Annotated in this window: 20 protein-coding genes; all 20 read right to left on the reverse strand. The window is 51.5% G+C overall.

Annotation, left to right across the window (positions count from 1 at the left end; genetic code table 11):
* Window positions 1-16: 16 nt before the first annotated feature.
* The 20 genes from PSI22_RS14325 to PSI22_RS14420 all read right to left on the reverse strand — a co-directional run bounded on the left by PSI22_RS14325 (window position 17) and on the right by PSI22_RS14420 (window position 13,544).
* Window positions 17-460, reverse strand: coding sequence for a phage tail assembly chaperone (locus PSI22_RS14325; RefSeq protein WP_273580330.1), 444 nt, complete (start codon window positions 458-460; stop codon window positions 17-19).
* A complete protein-coding gene (locus PSI22_RS14330; protein ID WP_038197873.1) occupies window positions 460-900 on the reverse strand; it encodes a DUF3277 family protein in 441 nt (146 codons plus the stop codon). The genes PSI22_RS14325 and PSI22_RS14330 overlap by 1 nt, the downstream gene beginning before the upstream one ends.
* A 4-nt stretch (window positions 901-904) precedes the next feature.
* A complete protein-coding gene (locus PSI22_RS14335) occupies window positions 905-2,371 on the reverse strand; it encodes a DUF3383 domain-containing protein (protein WP_273580331.1) in 1,467 nt (488 codons plus the stop codon).
* A 5-nt stretch (window positions 2,372-2,376) separates the two neighbouring features.
* Complete coding sequence (locus PSI22_RS14340; protein ID WP_273580332.1) at window positions 2,377-2,910, reverse strand: phage neck terminator protein; 534 nt, start codon at window positions 2,908-2,910, stop codon at window positions 2,377-2,379.
* Window positions 2,907-3,287 carry a head-tail adaptor gene (locus tag PSI22_RS14345; RefSeq protein WP_273580333.1) on the reverse strand — a complete coding sequence of 127 codons (381 nt, stop codon included), beginning with the start codon at window positions 3,285-3,287 and terminating at the stop codon, window positions 2,907-2,909. The genes PSI22_RS14340 and PSI22_RS14345 overlap by 4 nt, the downstream gene beginning before the upstream one ends.
* 2 nt (window positions 3,288-3,289) lie before the next feature.
* Window positions 3,290-3,781 (reverse strand): hypothetical protein, encoded by a 492-nt coding sequence (locus tag PSI22_RS14350; protein ID WP_273580334.1) that lies wholly within the window; start codon window positions 3,779-3,781, stop codon window positions 3,290-3,292.
* The gene (locus PSI22_RS14355; RefSeq protein ID WP_273580335.1) at window positions 3,778-4,188 is read right to left on the reverse strand and encodes a DUF4054 domain-containing protein; all 411 of its coding nucleotides are present in this window, start codon (window positions 4,186-4,188) and stop codon (window positions 3,778-3,780) included. The genes PSI22_RS14350 and PSI22_RS14355 overlap by 4 nt, the downstream gene beginning before the upstream one ends.
* Complete coding sequence (locus PSI22_RS14360; RefSeq protein WP_273580336.1) at window positions 4,169-4,579, reverse strand: STY1053 family phage-associated protein; 411 nt, start codon at window positions 4,577-4,579, stop codon at window positions 4,169-4,171. Before PSI22_RS14360 ends, PSI22_RS14355 begins: the two co-directional genes overlap by 20 nt.
* Window positions 4,580-5,518 carry a DUF2184 domain-containing protein gene (locus PSI22_RS14365; protein WP_273580337.1) on the reverse strand — a complete coding sequence of 313 codons (939 nt, stop codon included), beginning with the start codon at window positions 5,516-5,518 and terminating at the stop codon, window positions 4,580-4,582.
* A gap of 8 nt (window positions 5,519-5,526) precedes the next feature.
* Window positions 5,527-6,018, reverse strand: coding sequence for a structural cement protein Gp24 (locus tag PSI22_RS14370; RefSeq protein ID WP_273580338.1), 492 nt, complete (start codon window positions 6,016-6,018; stop codon window positions 5,527-5,529).
* 4 nt (window positions 6,019-6,022) lie between these two features.
* Complete coding sequence (locus PSI22_RS14375) at window positions 6,023-7,243, reverse strand: DUF2213 domain-containing protein (protein ID WP_273580339.1); 1,221 nt, start codon at window positions 7,241-7,243, stop codon at window positions 6,023-6,025.
* 5 nt (window positions 7,244-7,248) lie between these two features.
* Window positions 7,249-7,968: a phage head morphogenesis protein gene (locus tag PSI22_RS14380; RefSeq protein WP_370689034.1), complete on the reverse strand. Its 720-nt coding sequence runs from the start codon at window positions 7,966-7,968 to the stop codon at window positions 7,249-7,251.
* Complete coding sequence (locus tag PSI22_RS14385) at window positions 7,856-9,535, reverse strand: DUF1073 domain-containing protein (RefSeq protein WP_306310593.1); 1,680 nt, start codon at window positions 9,533-9,535, stop codon at window positions 7,856-7,858. Before PSI22_RS14385 ends, PSI22_RS14380 begins: the two co-directional genes overlap by 113 nt.
* Window positions 9,535-11,154, reverse strand: a complete 1,620-nt coding sequence (locus PSI22_RS14390) for a TerL protein (RefSeq protein ID WP_273580341.1) — start codon at window positions 11,152-11,154, stop codon at window positions 9,535-9,537. Before PSI22_RS14390 ends, PSI22_RS14385 begins: the two co-directional genes overlap by 1 nt.
* A gap of 2 nt (window positions 11,155-11,156) precedes the next feature.
* Window positions 11,157-11,726 (reverse strand): terminase small subunit, encoded by a 570-nt coding sequence (locus PSI22_RS14395; protein WP_273580342.1) that lies wholly within the window; start codon window positions 11,724-11,726, stop codon window positions 11,157-11,159.
* Between the two features lie 88 nt (window positions 11,727-11,814).
* A complete protein-coding gene (locus PSI22_RS14400; protein ID WP_273580343.1) occupies window positions 11,815-12,039 on the reverse strand; it encodes an Acb2/Tad1 domain-containing protein in 225 nt (74 codons plus the stop codon).
* Between the two features lie 48 nt (window positions 12,040-12,087).
* On the reverse strand, window positions 12,088-12,363 hold the full coding sequence (locus PSI22_RS14405) for a hypothetical protein (RefSeq protein WP_273580344.1): 276 nt from the start codon (window positions 12,361-12,363) through the stop codon (window positions 12,088-12,090).
* Complete coding sequence (locus tag PSI22_RS14410) at window positions 12,356-12,820, reverse strand: lysis protein (protein WP_273580345.1); 465 nt, start codon at window positions 12,818-12,820, stop codon at window positions 12,356-12,358. The genes PSI22_RS14405 and PSI22_RS14410 overlap by 8 nt, the downstream gene beginning before the upstream one ends.
* Window positions 12,817-13,251 (reverse strand): lysozyme, encoded by a 435-nt coding sequence (locus tag PSI22_RS14415; protein ID WP_273580346.1) that lies wholly within the window; start codon window positions 13,249-13,251, stop codon window positions 12,817-12,819. The genes PSI22_RS14410 and PSI22_RS14415 overlap by 4 nt, the downstream gene beginning before the upstream one ends.
* Window positions 13,248-13,544, reverse strand: coding sequence for a phage holin family protein (locus PSI22_RS14420; protein WP_038256023.1), 297 nt, complete (start codon window positions 13,542-13,544; stop codon window positions 13,248-13,250). The genes PSI22_RS14415 and PSI22_RS14420 overlap by 4 nt, the downstream gene beginning before the upstream one ends.
* Window positions 13,545-13,948 lie beyond the last annotated feature (404 nt).

The raw sequence follows: 13,948 nt of genomic DNA on the forward strand, positions 1-13,948 counted from the left end.
GGGAGGGTTTCTAAATCTAGGCTGGGTTGACCGGGGGTGGCTCGCCGCTCTCTGGCAGTGCGGGAAAAAAATTGCTCAGAGAACCCTTGATGACGTGACCCACGATTTTCAGCAAATCCAGTCCGTTAATGTCATCAAACATCAGTTGCTGACCGGTATAGATACCTGACCACGCTCCGCCAGATTCACGACTGACTACCGACAGGCAGATATCATTGATTTCATAGCGGGACTCTTTACCCAGTGTGCGCACCGCATCCGCCAGTGGTGTGAGAATGTCCGCTATGCTTCCCTTATCGAAGATCGGTTCGCCGTTTTCATCCACCCCCGAGGGTTTCAGATTATCCCAGATAGGCTTCAATGACGGAACAACCGGCATCAGTGCCACCGCTAAGTCTTGTTGCTGAAAGGCATCCAGTTTGCCCGCCCGGTACTTTTTGCCGTTAATTTCAAATTCCATCAGAATGTCCCCAAAATAGTGTCGATTTTGCCGCAGTCGAAAACCCAACTGACTGTATTGCCCACTTTGGCGTTAGCGATGTCCGGTATTTTCTGGAATGCCACCGAACGCGCCGCCGTGGTATCACCGGATACTTTGTTACGGATCAGGATGCCGTTATTCCCCCATGTCGCCGAAGAGAACTGTTGGGCGTTATACATCAGCATTAACTTGGCATTCGCGGGTGAGGTTTTCAGTAACGTCACGGTGATCGTGCCGGATTTTCCCGCATGTAACGAGTGCATCACCTCGCCGTCAGCGCTGAGGGTCATGGTGTTTTTGGCTTCTGCCATTGCCACGGTGATCCCCTCTTCGGAGACTGCCGCACCATTCCCTAAATCCACTATGCCCCCCACGCCAGCTATTGAAGCGGACACATCCATAAATGAATAGGTAGCCATCTGATCACCTGTTTACGTTAATAATGACGTCTGCGAAATGCACGGCACCCGCGAGCTTAATCGCACATTGAATCACCGGGGCTTTGCGTTTCTCACGCTCTGCCTGCACTTGCTCGGCGATGGGTGAGGCATAGGTATAGTATCCCTTGGTCAGCATATCGCCCCGGTTCAATGCCCCGAACGTATCCCCGCCCCAGACTCCCGGCGCAATCAGCCCATTGGTGACACCCTGCGACAGTGACTGCTCGACGTTGATCAGTAACTGAGTGACGCCCTCATCGGTCTGGGAAATTTTAGTCGTTGAGGTATACATCAGGTTATAGAGATTGGTCTGAACGTAGTTCTGTAGCCAGTCCAGCCCGTGACGCTCGTCAATGAAAGTGCCGTTTGCCATCACACCCTCTTGGATAATGGCGGTGTCGTTGTTGTAATGGACAAAGACATTGCCTGATTTCACTTTCAAGGCATTGGCCTGTGTTGACGTGAGCAACTCTGCACTGATAGCCGGTTCCTGTTTGAATTTCAGGGTGATGGTCGTGTTGTTGCCCTGAAAATTCACCGTGAACATACGACCAAACAGTGAGGCAATAGCATAAGGTTGTGCGGAGTATTGCCACAAAGTGCGGCCTAAAAACGCCCCTTTGAGCTGCGAGCCAATATCGGTGCTTACGTCAGGGTCGAGTACATCAGTTTTGGTGACCGTATGACCATAAATACGTGATACCGACGCTGATTCGATATACCGCGCCACGCTGAGCACATCACTGTCAGACAGTGAACCGTCCGCGATTACCAGTCCATACCATGCACCCGACATTGATCCCAACGCTGCTACGGCCTCCGCAATGGTCTCAGGCTGTGTCGGGTCGATGACTGTCGCACCGGATGATTCATCCAGTTTCAGAATATCCCCGATATAGGAACCACTATCGGCACGGGTGATATAGCCCATTTTCCCTGACGTTTGCAGCGAGACGGTGAAGCGGGATGAAATACTGTCCCAGCGCACGGTAGCGTTTTTCAGCTTTTCGGCCACGCGTTCTGCAACACCGTTCAGGTTGGTTTCTTTACTGAAATCGATACCGGTAATGACGGTTTCTTTACCGTCAATGGTCAGCTTGAATGCGCCGTCAGTGATGAGTGTAAATTTACTCATGCTCTGTTCAGGCTTGGACAGTACCGCCCCGCGCAACGCTGCAAGCACCTGCTCTTTTGCCCAACGCCCAATATACAGATCGACGGGCTGAGGGGACTGCGAGTAGTACAGTGCGGCGGCCTGATACTCCGGGGTATCCATGCCGAAATCCGCGCCCACGCCGTCAATATCGGTGTAATAACGTAACCGTTCGTGCGTATTAATTACATTGCTGGCACCGACAATCAATAGCGAGCCGAAGCTACGCGCCTGCGCTGCACGGGGTGCCATGTTAACCTTGACGTTAACAATGTTAGAAATAGGTAAGCCCTGCATAGGGTTTAGTCTCCAAAGAATTTAACTGGTGCGTCAGTCAAGGCACGTATGTCGTACCGACGAACAACCTTGCGCCGCAGAGTGACCGTGATGTCATAGCGGCGTACCCACTGGTTATTAATAAGTTCAGGAAAAGAAGTGATCTGAGATTGCTTGATCACCGAAAGACCTGACTGATTGAGTTCAGCATTGTTCTGGCCGAGAGTGACCCCGTCACGGAACCGGCTGGCATAGTGCTGGCTCTTTGGCCCATAAAACGACGCCATGCATTCAAACTCTTCATGTCGCCACAATTCCCCGTGTTCGTCGGTCTGGTTAGCGTAGGCGGGATTGGCATCAGCGGGTATTTCCGTGATACCGAACCCGCACCAGTCTGCATCCGCAGGAGGCTGCACAGTCTGAACCGCTGTCCAGCGAGGCCTCACGATTTTCAGTCCTGACACGCCTTGCAGCCAGCGACTGAGCAACCGCTCCAATGACTCATCGTAGACAGGCTCAGTATCTGGCGTTAGCCATCCTGTCTGCTCTGAGGTGTTCATGGGGAACCTCCATCAAATGGCAGCAATTCGCAATGCGCCTGCACGAAGCCCGCACCATAGGCCGTGTAGGGATCAACCAACTTCACCAGGTATTCACGGTTCTGATAGGTGACGATGTCACCGGCTCTCCCCGTTTCCCCGGCTATCAGCCGCTCAGGGGTGATAATCAGAATACTGCCCGTGACCACCTGCCCTGACATACGAAGCTGGGCTTCAACTGATCTGTCCACTGTCACCACGCCCGAAAAAGGGCTGATAGTGTCCGTGGTTGTTGGGAACCCGTCGCTGTCAACACTGGTTGCGCGGCGCTTTACTGTCAGTGAGGTATCGCAGAAATCAGGGTCAGACAGCACATCAGTGACATCTAAAAACGGCATGGTTATTCCTCCGATTTATCCCGGACAACGTAGGTAATCGACCGTCGGTACGCGCCCGTATCGATCAGCGGTTTCACCCCCTTACGCCCGCGTTTGGCACGGGCGGCAACAGTGGGGTCGGCCAGCGGTTCAAAATCATTCGTCGTCATGTAACGCTGAACCCCGTTTACCGCCAGCATGCCGGCCTTGTTCAGGGCTTTTTCGGCCTTATCCTGCTTACCTTCCAGCACCGCTTCTGCCGCAATTTTCAATTGTTCTGTGGTCTTATCTTCCACCGAACGGATGCCGGGGCGAAGATGCGGCCGCGCCGGAATGTTCTGGGCAGGGGAACCGAATTCGTTGATATAGCCGATCCCCGCGTTGCCGAACGGCACATCAGCGCGACTACTGTTTTCAGAGGGAACCCCCACCAGCACGTCACGGTTGCCAATGGTTTTCAGCGCCTTCAGAATGTCATTGGCTTTATCCACCCGTATTTTCAGGCCACTTTTCATAGCTGAATACCTCCCGCACCAAACATCAACAACAGTTCGTAGAACTCGGAGCCATAGCGGGTGTTGTTCCAGAAACCCGCATTCGGGTTCAAGGTCGCGCCGGTGTCGTAGCTGGCGCTCACCTTATCCACCGCTTTGGACGACAACACTCCACTGTTTGCCCCGCCTGCGCCCCCCCTTGCCACCGATCGACTGTCTGCCGCCCACAGAGCCATATAGTGGGCGACCATCAGCTCGACCAGATAGCCGAACATATCCCCCAGCCGGTTTTCATCCAACTGTTTATCCGCCAGATTTAACCGGAACTGGATTTGGGCATCAGGGAATTTGTGCGTATCATCGAACTGAGGAAAGTCGGTGCGGAACTGAGCTATAGAGGGAATCTGCCTATTTCTTGTTGCCCCCATTTTTACCTCCGTTAGCGGTCTGATTGCCCGTCGGTTGCGGGTCACCCGATATCATCAGCTCAGCAATTTGGGTGTCTCGATCTTCCAATTGCTGTTTCAACTCCATAATCTGGGTATCACGTTCAGCCAATTGCTGTTTCAACCCCATAGTCTGGGTATCACGTTCAGCCAATTGTTGAGTCAGCTCAACAATTGCGGCGCGGAGTTCGGTAATAACCGTTTCGTGATCAGCCTGCGCACTATCCTCTACTGCACCGATAATCTCTGCATGTGCCTGGACAAACCAGTGTTGAGCGACGTCTTCACTGACCTCATGAACGCCTGTCACAAATTCCTGAGTTTCACCGTTATCATGCGTGAATTTGAATGCGGTATGTGCCCTGATTTTCATTTAGATACCGTCCATATAGTTCAGCGTTTCACGATAGACAGCTTCTACCGCACCTAACTTGCCGTAATACGTCACCATCTGGTACAAGCCGCGATACTGGATCGGGATGCTCTGCATCGGCACCATGGGGAACCGAACGAATTTCTTGTCATTGGTGTACGCGATTGCGCGATCTTTTCCTGCTGTCCCTGCCCCTTTCGCCCATTTCACTGCGCGAATATCCAACGGAATACCATTCTGGTGGTAAGCAATGGTGTTAGTTTTCAGATACGTTAACAACGATTGGTTACCCGCCGAGGAAACAATAATGGAGGAAAGCAGCGCAAATTGCTCCGGCGAAATCAACAGATCGGTCGGCACCATCGTATAGCCGGAATGTGCCCATGCATCACTCAATAGCTGGTTGATGCTTTCACGAATTTCATCCGGTGTGGATTGCGCCCACGGTTTACGGGCATTGATAAGATTGACCCGTTTTTGGTTCAATAACCCCTGTAACCCTAGTCCTGAATCGCCCATGTAGACCTGTTCGTCGGTGTCCATGTTCCATTTCAGCAGCATGCCGTCGTGTTTCTGGGAATCGATAGGGCGTCCTACCTGTTGCGCTGCGTTCAATTCGATAATTGTCCAGCCTAATTCCATTCCCCACAAGGTTAATGGGTGCCCGTCGCGGTCAATGTTCACGCTGATACCCGCCAGCGCTGTCGAATTACCGCTTACCCAGTTTTTACCGTTCGGGTTGGCAGATCCTGCCGCCGCAAAATCGGTATGCGTCCATGTTGCCATATCATCAGCAATGGTCACATCCTCACGATACTGGATATCACGGCTGTGCGTGTATTGCACCAAGGGCAAGTTAATGGTCTGGTCAAGGCGTTCCAGTTCGCCAATTAGAAACGTACCACTGTTATCAATGGTTTGTTGGTCATATGTTTGCATAGTGTCCCTTAAATCTTGTAAGAAATTTCAACATTACCATCAGCATCACCCGAACCTGTAAACTGGGCATTCGGGAGCACGACTGTTTCACCGTCTATCGCCACATTCAGGAAACTACCCAATGGACTTGTCGGAGCAGGCTTACCCACCCGCACGTAAACTGGCGCACCTTTTTTGATGCTGGACGCATCGCCATCTAATTTCACGGTCATATAGCCGCGTTTCAGGTTATCCCCGGTTAGATTGTTATCTGCACCGATAATGCGCACCCTGTCCGGCATGCTAGTTGTGGGATAGGGACGAACATAAATTCCCTGTATCTTGTCTGCCGTATCCCCCTCGACCAACGGCACAAAATAGTCGCCGTCGTATTTGCCCACCAGCCCATAAGCCGGAAACGCATTCGCCGATTTCAGTAAAACAGGTTCAACCGTCATATCCTGTAGACGTGAAATAGCCCCGGCAATGCCTAACGGCATCCGCTTTAAATAGACTGTCATGATGTTATTTACTCCTGTTTGCCCAGAATTCGGTGTTGGCTTTGTTCAGGTCGGCAATGGAATTGCCAGAGGATTTACGGGCGGCGTCTCCGGTGTTGTGCTGTGCGGTATTGCGGCCTTTCGCCAGCTCAGCCACAGCATTAAAGGCCATATCAACGCTATGTTTAGGCAACTTTTTAATTTCTGCATCGCCTACAATGGTGCGTACCATGTTTTGATCTGCTGACGCCAATACCGTACGTTTAAATGCTGTTGGTTTGGCATCACCCAGCTTAATACCGGGTACGATCAGTTCAGCCTTATATGCCGCATCCCCCGTGATTTTTTCCTCTTTCTCGTCTTTTTCGTCATAATCCCCTGTCAGTTTATCCGTACCTTTGGGGTCAGTGCCGTTATCCGCTGTTTTACCCTCTATCGCATCTATACGTGCGATAAGGGCCTGCGCCCATGCCGGGATTTGCTCATCCCCCGTACCGCCCTTTGGCATCTCCGGATCTTTGTTGGGTAACGGTTGTTGAGGACTGATGTTAATATTAATCGCCTTGGGCAACTCGCCTGTGCCCTCATCTCCTGTAACGGACTCGGGAGCATTATTTAACGCCTCTTCCATTGCCGCTGAGTCTTTGGTTTTAACCGCCGTTCTCAGGCGCTTGAACCAATTTTGTGCTGTATTAGACATACTATCTCCAATTGAACAACGTGTTCCGGCTCGGCCATCTTGCACCAGAGCCACATGATTACCTGTGATTTGATATTGTTCGGCTTTGCCGGGGGATAGCTGGCGATATTGGGCGTCATACCCGCACGACACTTCATCAAAACCGGTGTCGATGGCGGCAATAGCGTCCGTGTCCTTAATAACCAGATCGGCCAGCATCAGATCAGATTGCGCCCCCTCCCCCCGCCTGATGTTTTGTACATGCCCGTGTGCCAGCTCTCGCCAATTATCAGGGTCAACAAAAACGATATTGCCTTGGGTATCCTCGGGATGTTTGATAGTGACGGTCATCCCCTCGAACGAAGCCAGCGTCGCTTCACTGAACACCTCTTCAGGTGAGCGTTCCACTACAACCTCGCCGTCGGTGTCCGGCTCCAGATCAGGGAGTTCGAAATCGGCATAAAGCTGCGTACCCGTTCTCGCTATCGGAACGTCTTTACACAATAGGGAGCCGTCGGACAATTGGTAACGGGTGTTACCCAGCCGCGTAGTAAAGAAATATTTCATATTAGTTAGTCCGGTATGACAACTTCGCAGTAGCAACGGCAATTAGGCAATGTGCCCGCGTGTCCTGTCAGGCCATCCAGTGTCGGCGGTTTGGCCCACTCGACAAATTGCCCTTCCATTTTTTGATGTGCTCCCCGCACGTCACCATCCTCTGCCGTGCGCCAGATATAACCTGCCGAACCGACGGACTGTGCCCTAGCCTGTGTCAGTGCAGTCTGCGCCCGTCCTGCCTCGGTGCGGGCGATCAGTTTGGCTCTGGACGCGGCCACCTCACCTGACGCCGCAATTTCTTTCGCGAAAGGTTCAGCCCTGCCGCCCGTGACCACCGTTTCGATTGCCCGGTTATGAATGTCATACACCCGATCCGCCGCCTCGATGGGCAGTGATTTGATGTACTGGATTTGCTCTTCAACAATAGAGCGCATCACCTGCCCGACGGGCGCCTTGTCCACCAGATTACGCAGTTCACTGCTGATTAACTGGCTACGCTGGCGCCACTGCTTTTCATCCTGCCGGTTGATATCGAGCGCGAAATTCTGTGCCACCCGCTGCGCCCACGGGATGATCAGCTCACTGTAGCTGTCCAGTGCGGCCAGTATCTCAGTGACAGAGTCATTTGAACCATCGTAAGATCCCTTGACGATGTTTCCGACCGCCTGCGCTATCTTTCGTAGACTGGTTCGATATCGGTTTTCCGCCTGCCGAGACTGTTTGCGGGTCGTCACCGCTGCCTTCTGTCGATTTCGCCGTGAAGCCATCACCTACACTCCCCATTATTCTCTCAGCCTCTGTGCTGTCCATGTGGTAGGACGTGACCAGCATTTGTATTCCGGTGTCTCTGGGTAACTCACCTGCTGCAACGGAAGAGACAATTTCAACCATACTGGAGATTTGTGCACCATTGAGGTTAGTGTTTGATTCTGTGAATTCGCCTGTATTCGACTGCGAAGTGCCTAACTCACTGAGCGGCGGCGCTTCGTCTTCCGCATTGTTGATATCCTCATCAGAGATTGAGCTTCCGATGCCGGTCACGTCCGCCATTTCCCGCAGGTCGTTCATAGCCGCTTTCAGTTTCATCATGCCGCCATCCAGCGCCCCGTTAAGGGCATTGACGGTATTCATAGCAATGGTGGAGCGGTCGAGGTCAGACATTTGCCACAGCGGGTTGAATTCAAATGTAAAATCTTCCGGCAATTCTTGCCCGAACTCCGAACGGTGCATCACGTCCAGCAATCGCCTTAGCGGTTGGCGTAATCGCCGCTCCTGTTGGGTACCGATATTGTCGTAGTAGTTGGCCAGGTCAGCATCACCGGTAGAAAAGCCTTGCGGCGACTGTCCGAACAGCCGCACCAGTGGAATACCCACCGCCCCTGATATCTGCTCAGCAAACTGTGCCAAAACTTTATCTAATCCACTAAAGGTATAGGTGTGGGTTTCAAACACATCGTTCTTATCCATCAGTGTCATACCTTCGTTGCTCTGGAACTGACGGATCATGTCCAGGTGTTTGAGCAACGCATCTAATCTGGCACCCCCCATCGCAATGATTTCACGCAGTTTGTCGATGCTGTAAGTACGAAGGTGCGCCTTATAAACCAACTGCGCCGCGCCTGTGGTCGCACTGTCGAATGCTGTTAATCGGTCGAAAATTCTCTCAACAATCGACATGCCCCACTCGTTTTCAGTCTGCGCCTGCTGATAGGGCAATGTGACGCCGTCAAATCGGATTAACCGGCTGTGATGGATTTTCCATGCGGGGATACCTCGCCCGGTGTTCGTGATGTTGTAAAACTCAGGCTTACCTAAATCCTTGCCGATTTCTTTGATACGGCGATTCAAATCCGGTTGAATCTGCCAGCGATCGAGGGATAGCAGCCCTTTGAATTTCCCTTTGCCGATGGTTTCAGGCCGTAACGGGGTAAAAGGCGCTTGCCCTTCAATCAGGATAAGTCCCAATGCCCCACCATAAAGTCGTGACCATTTGATGATATTGTTCAGGTTTTCCCACAGCTCCAGCTCGTCAAACAGGGATTCCAAAACGCCCCGCGCTTTGGGGTCTATCTCAGACGTGATCCGAATGCCCTTGCGGGTCATGTCGTCGGCCACCGAATCCACCGCCGCACCGATAATCCACGAAGAACGGTAGGCATTTTCTATCAGCGTCCGGTTGCGGCTTGTCCAGTTTGGACGGTATGTTGAGGCGGCGTGCTGGTTCGGCGTGTGCATCCCGACACGCGCCATCATGTTCTCGTAGCTGTCCGCGGTAGGCTGCAATTTGTTATTTTTCGCCATTAAGAACCTCGTCCTAATAATTCCCAGATTTCCATTGAGATATCCATCGGGGCGTAGAGGATCATGGCTGAATCCGCCAAGTTCGGGCTTTTCGTCCCGTCCGGTTTTTTATCCACGACAATTTTCCCAACCCCATTCACGGAATAGGTAGGCTGTGATAATTCAATGATTAATTTGTCCTTCAGCGGCATTTCACCAGAAATGGATATGAGTTCATCCGGATCATAAAAATGCCCTTCCGTAACCGCCCGATACGTTTTCTGAAAGCGTGTTCGTAGCGACCACCACGCCTGCGCTTTGGTATTAGCGAAAAAGTCTTTATTCAATCGCGGCTCACTAAATGCATCGCCCAGTACCGCTTCCCCTTCAGGATCGAATACCGCACCACTGCCCCGAAATGGCGTAGCGGTAATAGTATCCAGCCGGAGTGCGGTGCGCTGTTCGTTAATAATACGGGCATCGCCGCGTACGCCTGCGCCGAGTCCGTCACTGTCGAACCGGAAAGAGCCAAGCCGGTATTGAGTGCACCAACCGAAGACCTTTTCGACGGAGCCGTAGATATCACTGCCCTTACCTGACCACTCTTCAATGCCTTGCAACATAAAACCGTGACGCCATGCAAAGGCGTTTTTATCCTTGCCTTCGTCCGCAACGTCCATCGCACCCAGGCGAATACCTGTCGGCTGAATGTCCAGTTTGATATGGGCATCCATTGCCGCTTGTACCCATTCAGAGGGGATCAGAATTCCCTCTACCGACGCTTGGTAGTTGATATCGACTTCCTGCGCCAGTGTGACGGGATCAAGTTTTTCCACCTGTTTGGCGTACCATGCATCGTCTTTGCGCGGGTCGTCTCGCCAGTGGAACGTAAATACGTCAATGTTGCCGCTGTGCCGCCGCTGGGCAAACGAGTTCGCCATGCCGTTCGGTGTCGAAACGTCCTGACGGCAGTTAGTTGTGGCTGACAATGACGCATCCACCAGCTCGGGGCGTTCAAGGAAAGCCGCCTCGTCCACAAAGTAAAAAGATGCACGGTCACCGCGCCCGATGCCATCCCCTGCCTCACCCGTCATCACTGAATCGGTATCAGGAAATAGAATGCGCATATGGGGTGCGTGTTTGCGAATGTCCCATGTACCCCTGAATTCAGCGGGAAGCAGGTTAATAAAGTTCCTCGCCTTATCAAATAGGGACTTGGGCGAGCCGATTTTATCCACGTACTCTTCTTTACGGGAGCCGAAGCCCGCCGCTACACCCCGATTGAACAGACAGATAGTGCTGGCCGTCCCGATAGTCAGCCAGCTTATGCCCATGTCACGGGTCTTCTCGGTAATGCCCGGCTCTTGAGTTCGCCAGCACTCCATAAACCACGCTATCCATTCCTCTTGGCGGGGGAACAGGATAAACGGGATTCGAGAAGGTAAACCGCGCTCCACGTTACGCGGGTCTACGGTCATCCCCCAGTCAATGATAAACTGGCCGGGATTGTCACGATAAAATGCTCTCATAGTGGGCAGTACCGAGGGATTCTGGCGAATGCGTTGTAACCGCTCCATTCGCCATTCAAACACCGCGTTGTAATCGGGATTACGAAAATCAAACGGAAATGGAACAGGCATGATCACCTCATCATTTTCTTGTAGGCGTCGGCGGCCTGTTCTGCTGTCAGACCGGCGACCTCAATCGGCCCACCTTCAGCTCCCGTGTGCTCGTTCTTCACATTCTCGCGGAATGCCTGCACCGATACGTGTTTGCCCAGCAATTCCAAGTTCTTGACTTTGTCCGGCCATTTGATCTTCTTGAGAATGCCGACCATGTCGCGCTCGTCTCCTCTACCCTCGAACATCTCAGCCAGATTGAACCCGCTTAAGTAACGGCGCCATGATTCCGGCCATTTGGAGAGCGGTTTGATGCTCAGGTCTTCTTCCAGAATGTCAGCCACATCCATCTGATCGATTTCAACGAGGCGCATGAGGACATAGTGTGCATCAATGCCCAGTTGCGTGTTGCGCGCCTGTTTCAGCTCATCAATCAGCGCGACCACGTGGGCTTTCTGCATCAACTGATAGCCCAGCTCACTGGCACGTTTAACACTGTATCCTGCTCTGATTGCCGCCTGCGTTGCGTTTAAATCGACCAGATATTCACGACAAAACGTTTTTTGTTTTGTCGTCATTTTTTCTCTGGTCATGGGTAGGTTCCTTAAAAAGAAAATGCCACCAGCGTTAACTGATGGCATGGGGTGTTGTTGTAGTTACTGGGTTGTAGGGGCTTTATTATCAGTCTTTCCAAGTAATCGCTTTCACTGACCACATCTGTGCATCCTGCGCTTTTGTAATCGCAATTGATGCCAATCGTCTTACTTCTGCTGATTCTGTGCTGCTACGCAAATCATCCAGTTGATCTATAGCATCAGCAAAAATCTGCTTACACTGGCTGACAGCATCATCGTTTGATGGGTTGAAAGATAAGCCCACTGCTTTTTGTCCAAATGTTTGTGACATATTTACCTCATTTACACTGCGTTTTGATGTAATCCTGCCACCCCAGAATCACTTGCTCTGCGGTGCTATAGCCTCATAGGTCAACTCGAAGATCTCGGGCTTGCACGGGTATAACTCTCCTTTTATCCCTTGGATAATCCAGTCCCCAATGTCAGCACGATGATTACCTTCCAATGTGCGAATGATTATGTGGTCAGGCTCAGCCTTTATTTCACCATTTAGAACGGCATCAACAAACCATACAGGTACGCTGGGGTTTAAATTACTCTCACCCCTAAATTCAAATGCCTCAATAACTACTGGTTTTTTTCGAAACTTAGCCATTATTCTTTCTCCCACACTCGGTATTCATATAACCCTGCAAGTAGCTTAATTTTGCCTGGTCGTTGATGATGTCTTCTCGGATATCGAGAACAGTTGATCCAGTTTCTCCAGAGAGTTCGACGGTGGTTGCATCGACCATGCCGCGGGAGGTAACGGTTTCAGACACGGGGCAGACGGCTTTGATGCGCAACTTGCGACGACCAGCGGCAACATCAGCCCGAAGAGTATCGATTTCAGTCTTGGCATGGGCGAGTTCCTGAGTGTGTTTGGTGTCCAGTTCATGCAGCATATCAATGTGCGTGTTCTGGTAGTTGATACGGTCAGTCAATTGCTGGATTTCATCGGACTGATAGTCGTTGGTGATTTTCTGTTTCACATACTCAGAACGGTAATAATAGGCCACCGCTGTCATCACTATCAGAGCCATGATCGTGTAGTGGGTTAATGTGAGTTTCATGACAAAAACATCTGTTGCTCAGATGCCCTACGCCGAGTCAGACCGTTCATCACCTTGCCAGCCGCTTTATTCCATCGGGGAAACTCTGCCGCTGCACCTGCATAATTACCGGCATTGATTTTCTTCAACAAAGTAGAGCCGGAGAAATTACCGCTGCCGCAATTGAAGATAAAGGAGCACAGAGCGTCAAACTGGCCCTGAGTCAGTGGCACTTTAACTAATCGCTCCAGTGTGGCATAAGCAGGTATGAGGTCATCATGCAAGAAGGCTTCGGCCTGCTGATCAGTAATCACATCGCCTTTCTTAACGCCTTGTGTATGCCCGTAGCCAATCGTCCACGGTATGCCACCCGTCGCGGGATCGGGATAGGCTTTCAGTTTCAGGCCTTCCCATTGCTGAATGAATTCCAGTCCGTTTTTACTGATTTTCATCTTTGTTCACCTGTCAGTCTGTTCCAGAAATAGGTTAGGGCGATGCTCCCCATTGCACCGGACACGCCAGCACTAACGAACATCAGGTATAAACTCAGCCCCGCTTCGAGACTGATAAATCCGCCTATCAGTCCGGTAAATCCCGAAACCACTACTTGGGCAAATGCCCCAATCCAACTCCAACGGGCGTTGCTGGTTTTTATATCGATGATGTAGCGGACTATTCCGCCCCATGCAGAAAGCAGCAGAAGTATCAGCCATTGATACAGTTCAATCGGATCTTTGTTTGGCATATTCATATTCCACCCCATTTGAACAATGGGCGTCCGTGGGGTGAGCTATGGCCGCCCCTGTGAGTTGAGTTAATAGGAAATGCCGCCCCGAACTGGCGACGGCAGATACGCAATGCGTAACGTTTAGCAGGTATTACCCTGCGTGCTTTCAAGAGTTAAATTGTGATCCTGCCAATTTATGAGAGTTTGCTGTCGGCTGGAATAGGTAACCCAGCAACCCACCCAACACTTACACGGCAGTTGGCAGCCTAAAATGAAAAAGGCCACACCGAAGTGTGACCTGTACTAAACCATTTGCTGACCGATCACCCCTGTTTGCGTCTCAATATACCCCCGTATTAGCGAGATTCTAACGTTTGTGATCGGTCAGCGAATGGTATAGATAATTGTACGGATTTAGCCCA

It is taken from the genome of Xenorhabdus aichiensis, from assembly GCF_028598775.1.
Lineage (GTDB): Bacteria > Pseudomonadota > Gammaproteobacteria > Enterobacterales > Enterobacteriaceae > Xenorhabdus > Xenorhabdus bovienii.

Bases quoted from the DNA above. Each gene is read 5' to 3' on its own strand.
- PSI22_RS14325 (WP_273580330.1), bottom strand. From the start codon at position 460: ATGGAATTTGAAATTAACGGCAAAAAGTACCGGGCGGGCAAACTGGAT.
- PSI22_RS14330 (WP_038197873.1), bottom strand. From the start codon at position 900: ATGGCTACCTATTCATTTATGGATGTGTCCGCTTCAATAGCTGGCGTG.
- PSI22_RS14335 (WP_273580331.1), bottom strand. From the start codon at position 2,371: ATGCAGGGCTTACCTATTTCTAACATTGTTAACGTCAAGGTTAACATG.
- PSI22_RS14340 (WP_273580332.1), bottom strand. From the start codon at position 2,910: ATGAACACCTCAGAGCAGACAGGATGGCTAACGCCAGATACTGAGCCT.
- PSI22_RS14345 (WP_273580333.1), bottom strand. From the start codon at position 3,287: ATGCCGTTTTTAGATGTCACTGATGTGCTGTCTGACCCTGATTTCTGC.
- PSI22_RS14350 (WP_273580334.1), bottom strand. From the start codon at position 3,781: ATGAAAAGTGGCCTGAAAATACGGGTGGATAAAGCCAATGACATTCTG.
- PSI22_RS14355 (WP_273580335.1), bottom strand. From the start codon at position 4,188: ATGGGGGCAACAAGAAATAGGCAGATTCCCTCTATAGCTCAGTTCCGC.
- PSI22_RS14360 (WP_273580336.1), bottom strand. From the start codon at position 4,579: ATGAAAATCAGGGCACATACCGCATTCAAATTCACGCATGATAACGGT.
- PSI22_RS14365 (WP_273580337.1), bottom strand. From the start codon at position 5,518: ATGCAAACATATGACCAACAAACCATTGATAACAGTGGTACGTTTCTA.
- PSI22_RS14370 (WP_273580338.1), bottom strand. From the start codon at position 6,018: ATGACAGTCTATTTAAAGCGGATGCCGTTAGGCATTGCCGGGGCTATT.
- PSI22_RS14375 (WP_273580339.1), bottom strand. From the start codon at position 7,243: ATGAAATATTTCTTTACTACGCGGCTGGGTAACACCCGTTACCAATTG.
- PSI22_RS14385 (WP_306310593.1), bottom strand. From the start codon at position 9,535: ATGGCGAAAAATAACAAATTGCAGCCTACCGCGGACAGCTACGAGAAC.
- PSI22_RS14390 (WP_273580341.1), bottom strand. From the start codon at position 11,154: ATGCCTGTTCCATTTCCGTTTGATTTTCGTAATCCCGATTACAACGCG.
- PSI22_RS14395 (WP_273580342.1), bottom strand. From the start codon at position 11,726: ATGACCAGAGAAAAAATGACGACAAAACAAAAAACGTTTTGTCGTGAA.
- PSI22_RS14400 (WP_273580343.1), bottom strand. From the start codon at position 12,039: ATGTCACAAACATTTGGACAAAAAGCAGTGGGCTTATCTTTCAACCCA.
- PSI22_RS14405 (WP_273580344.1), bottom strand. From the start codon at position 12,363: ATGGCTAAGTTTCGAAAAAAACCAGTAGTTATTGAGGCATTTGAATTT.
- PSI22_RS14410 (WP_273580345.1), bottom strand. From the start codon at position 12,820: ATGAAACTCACATTAACCCACTACACGATCATGGCTCTGATAGTGATG.
- PSI22_RS14415 (WP_273580346.1), bottom strand. From the start codon at position 13,251: ATGAAAATCAGTAAAAACGGACTGGAATTCATTCAGCAATGGGAAGGC.
- PSI22_RS14420 (WP_038256023.1), bottom strand. From the start codon at position 13,544: ATGCCAAACAAAGATCCGATTGAACTGTATCAATGGCTGATACTTCTG.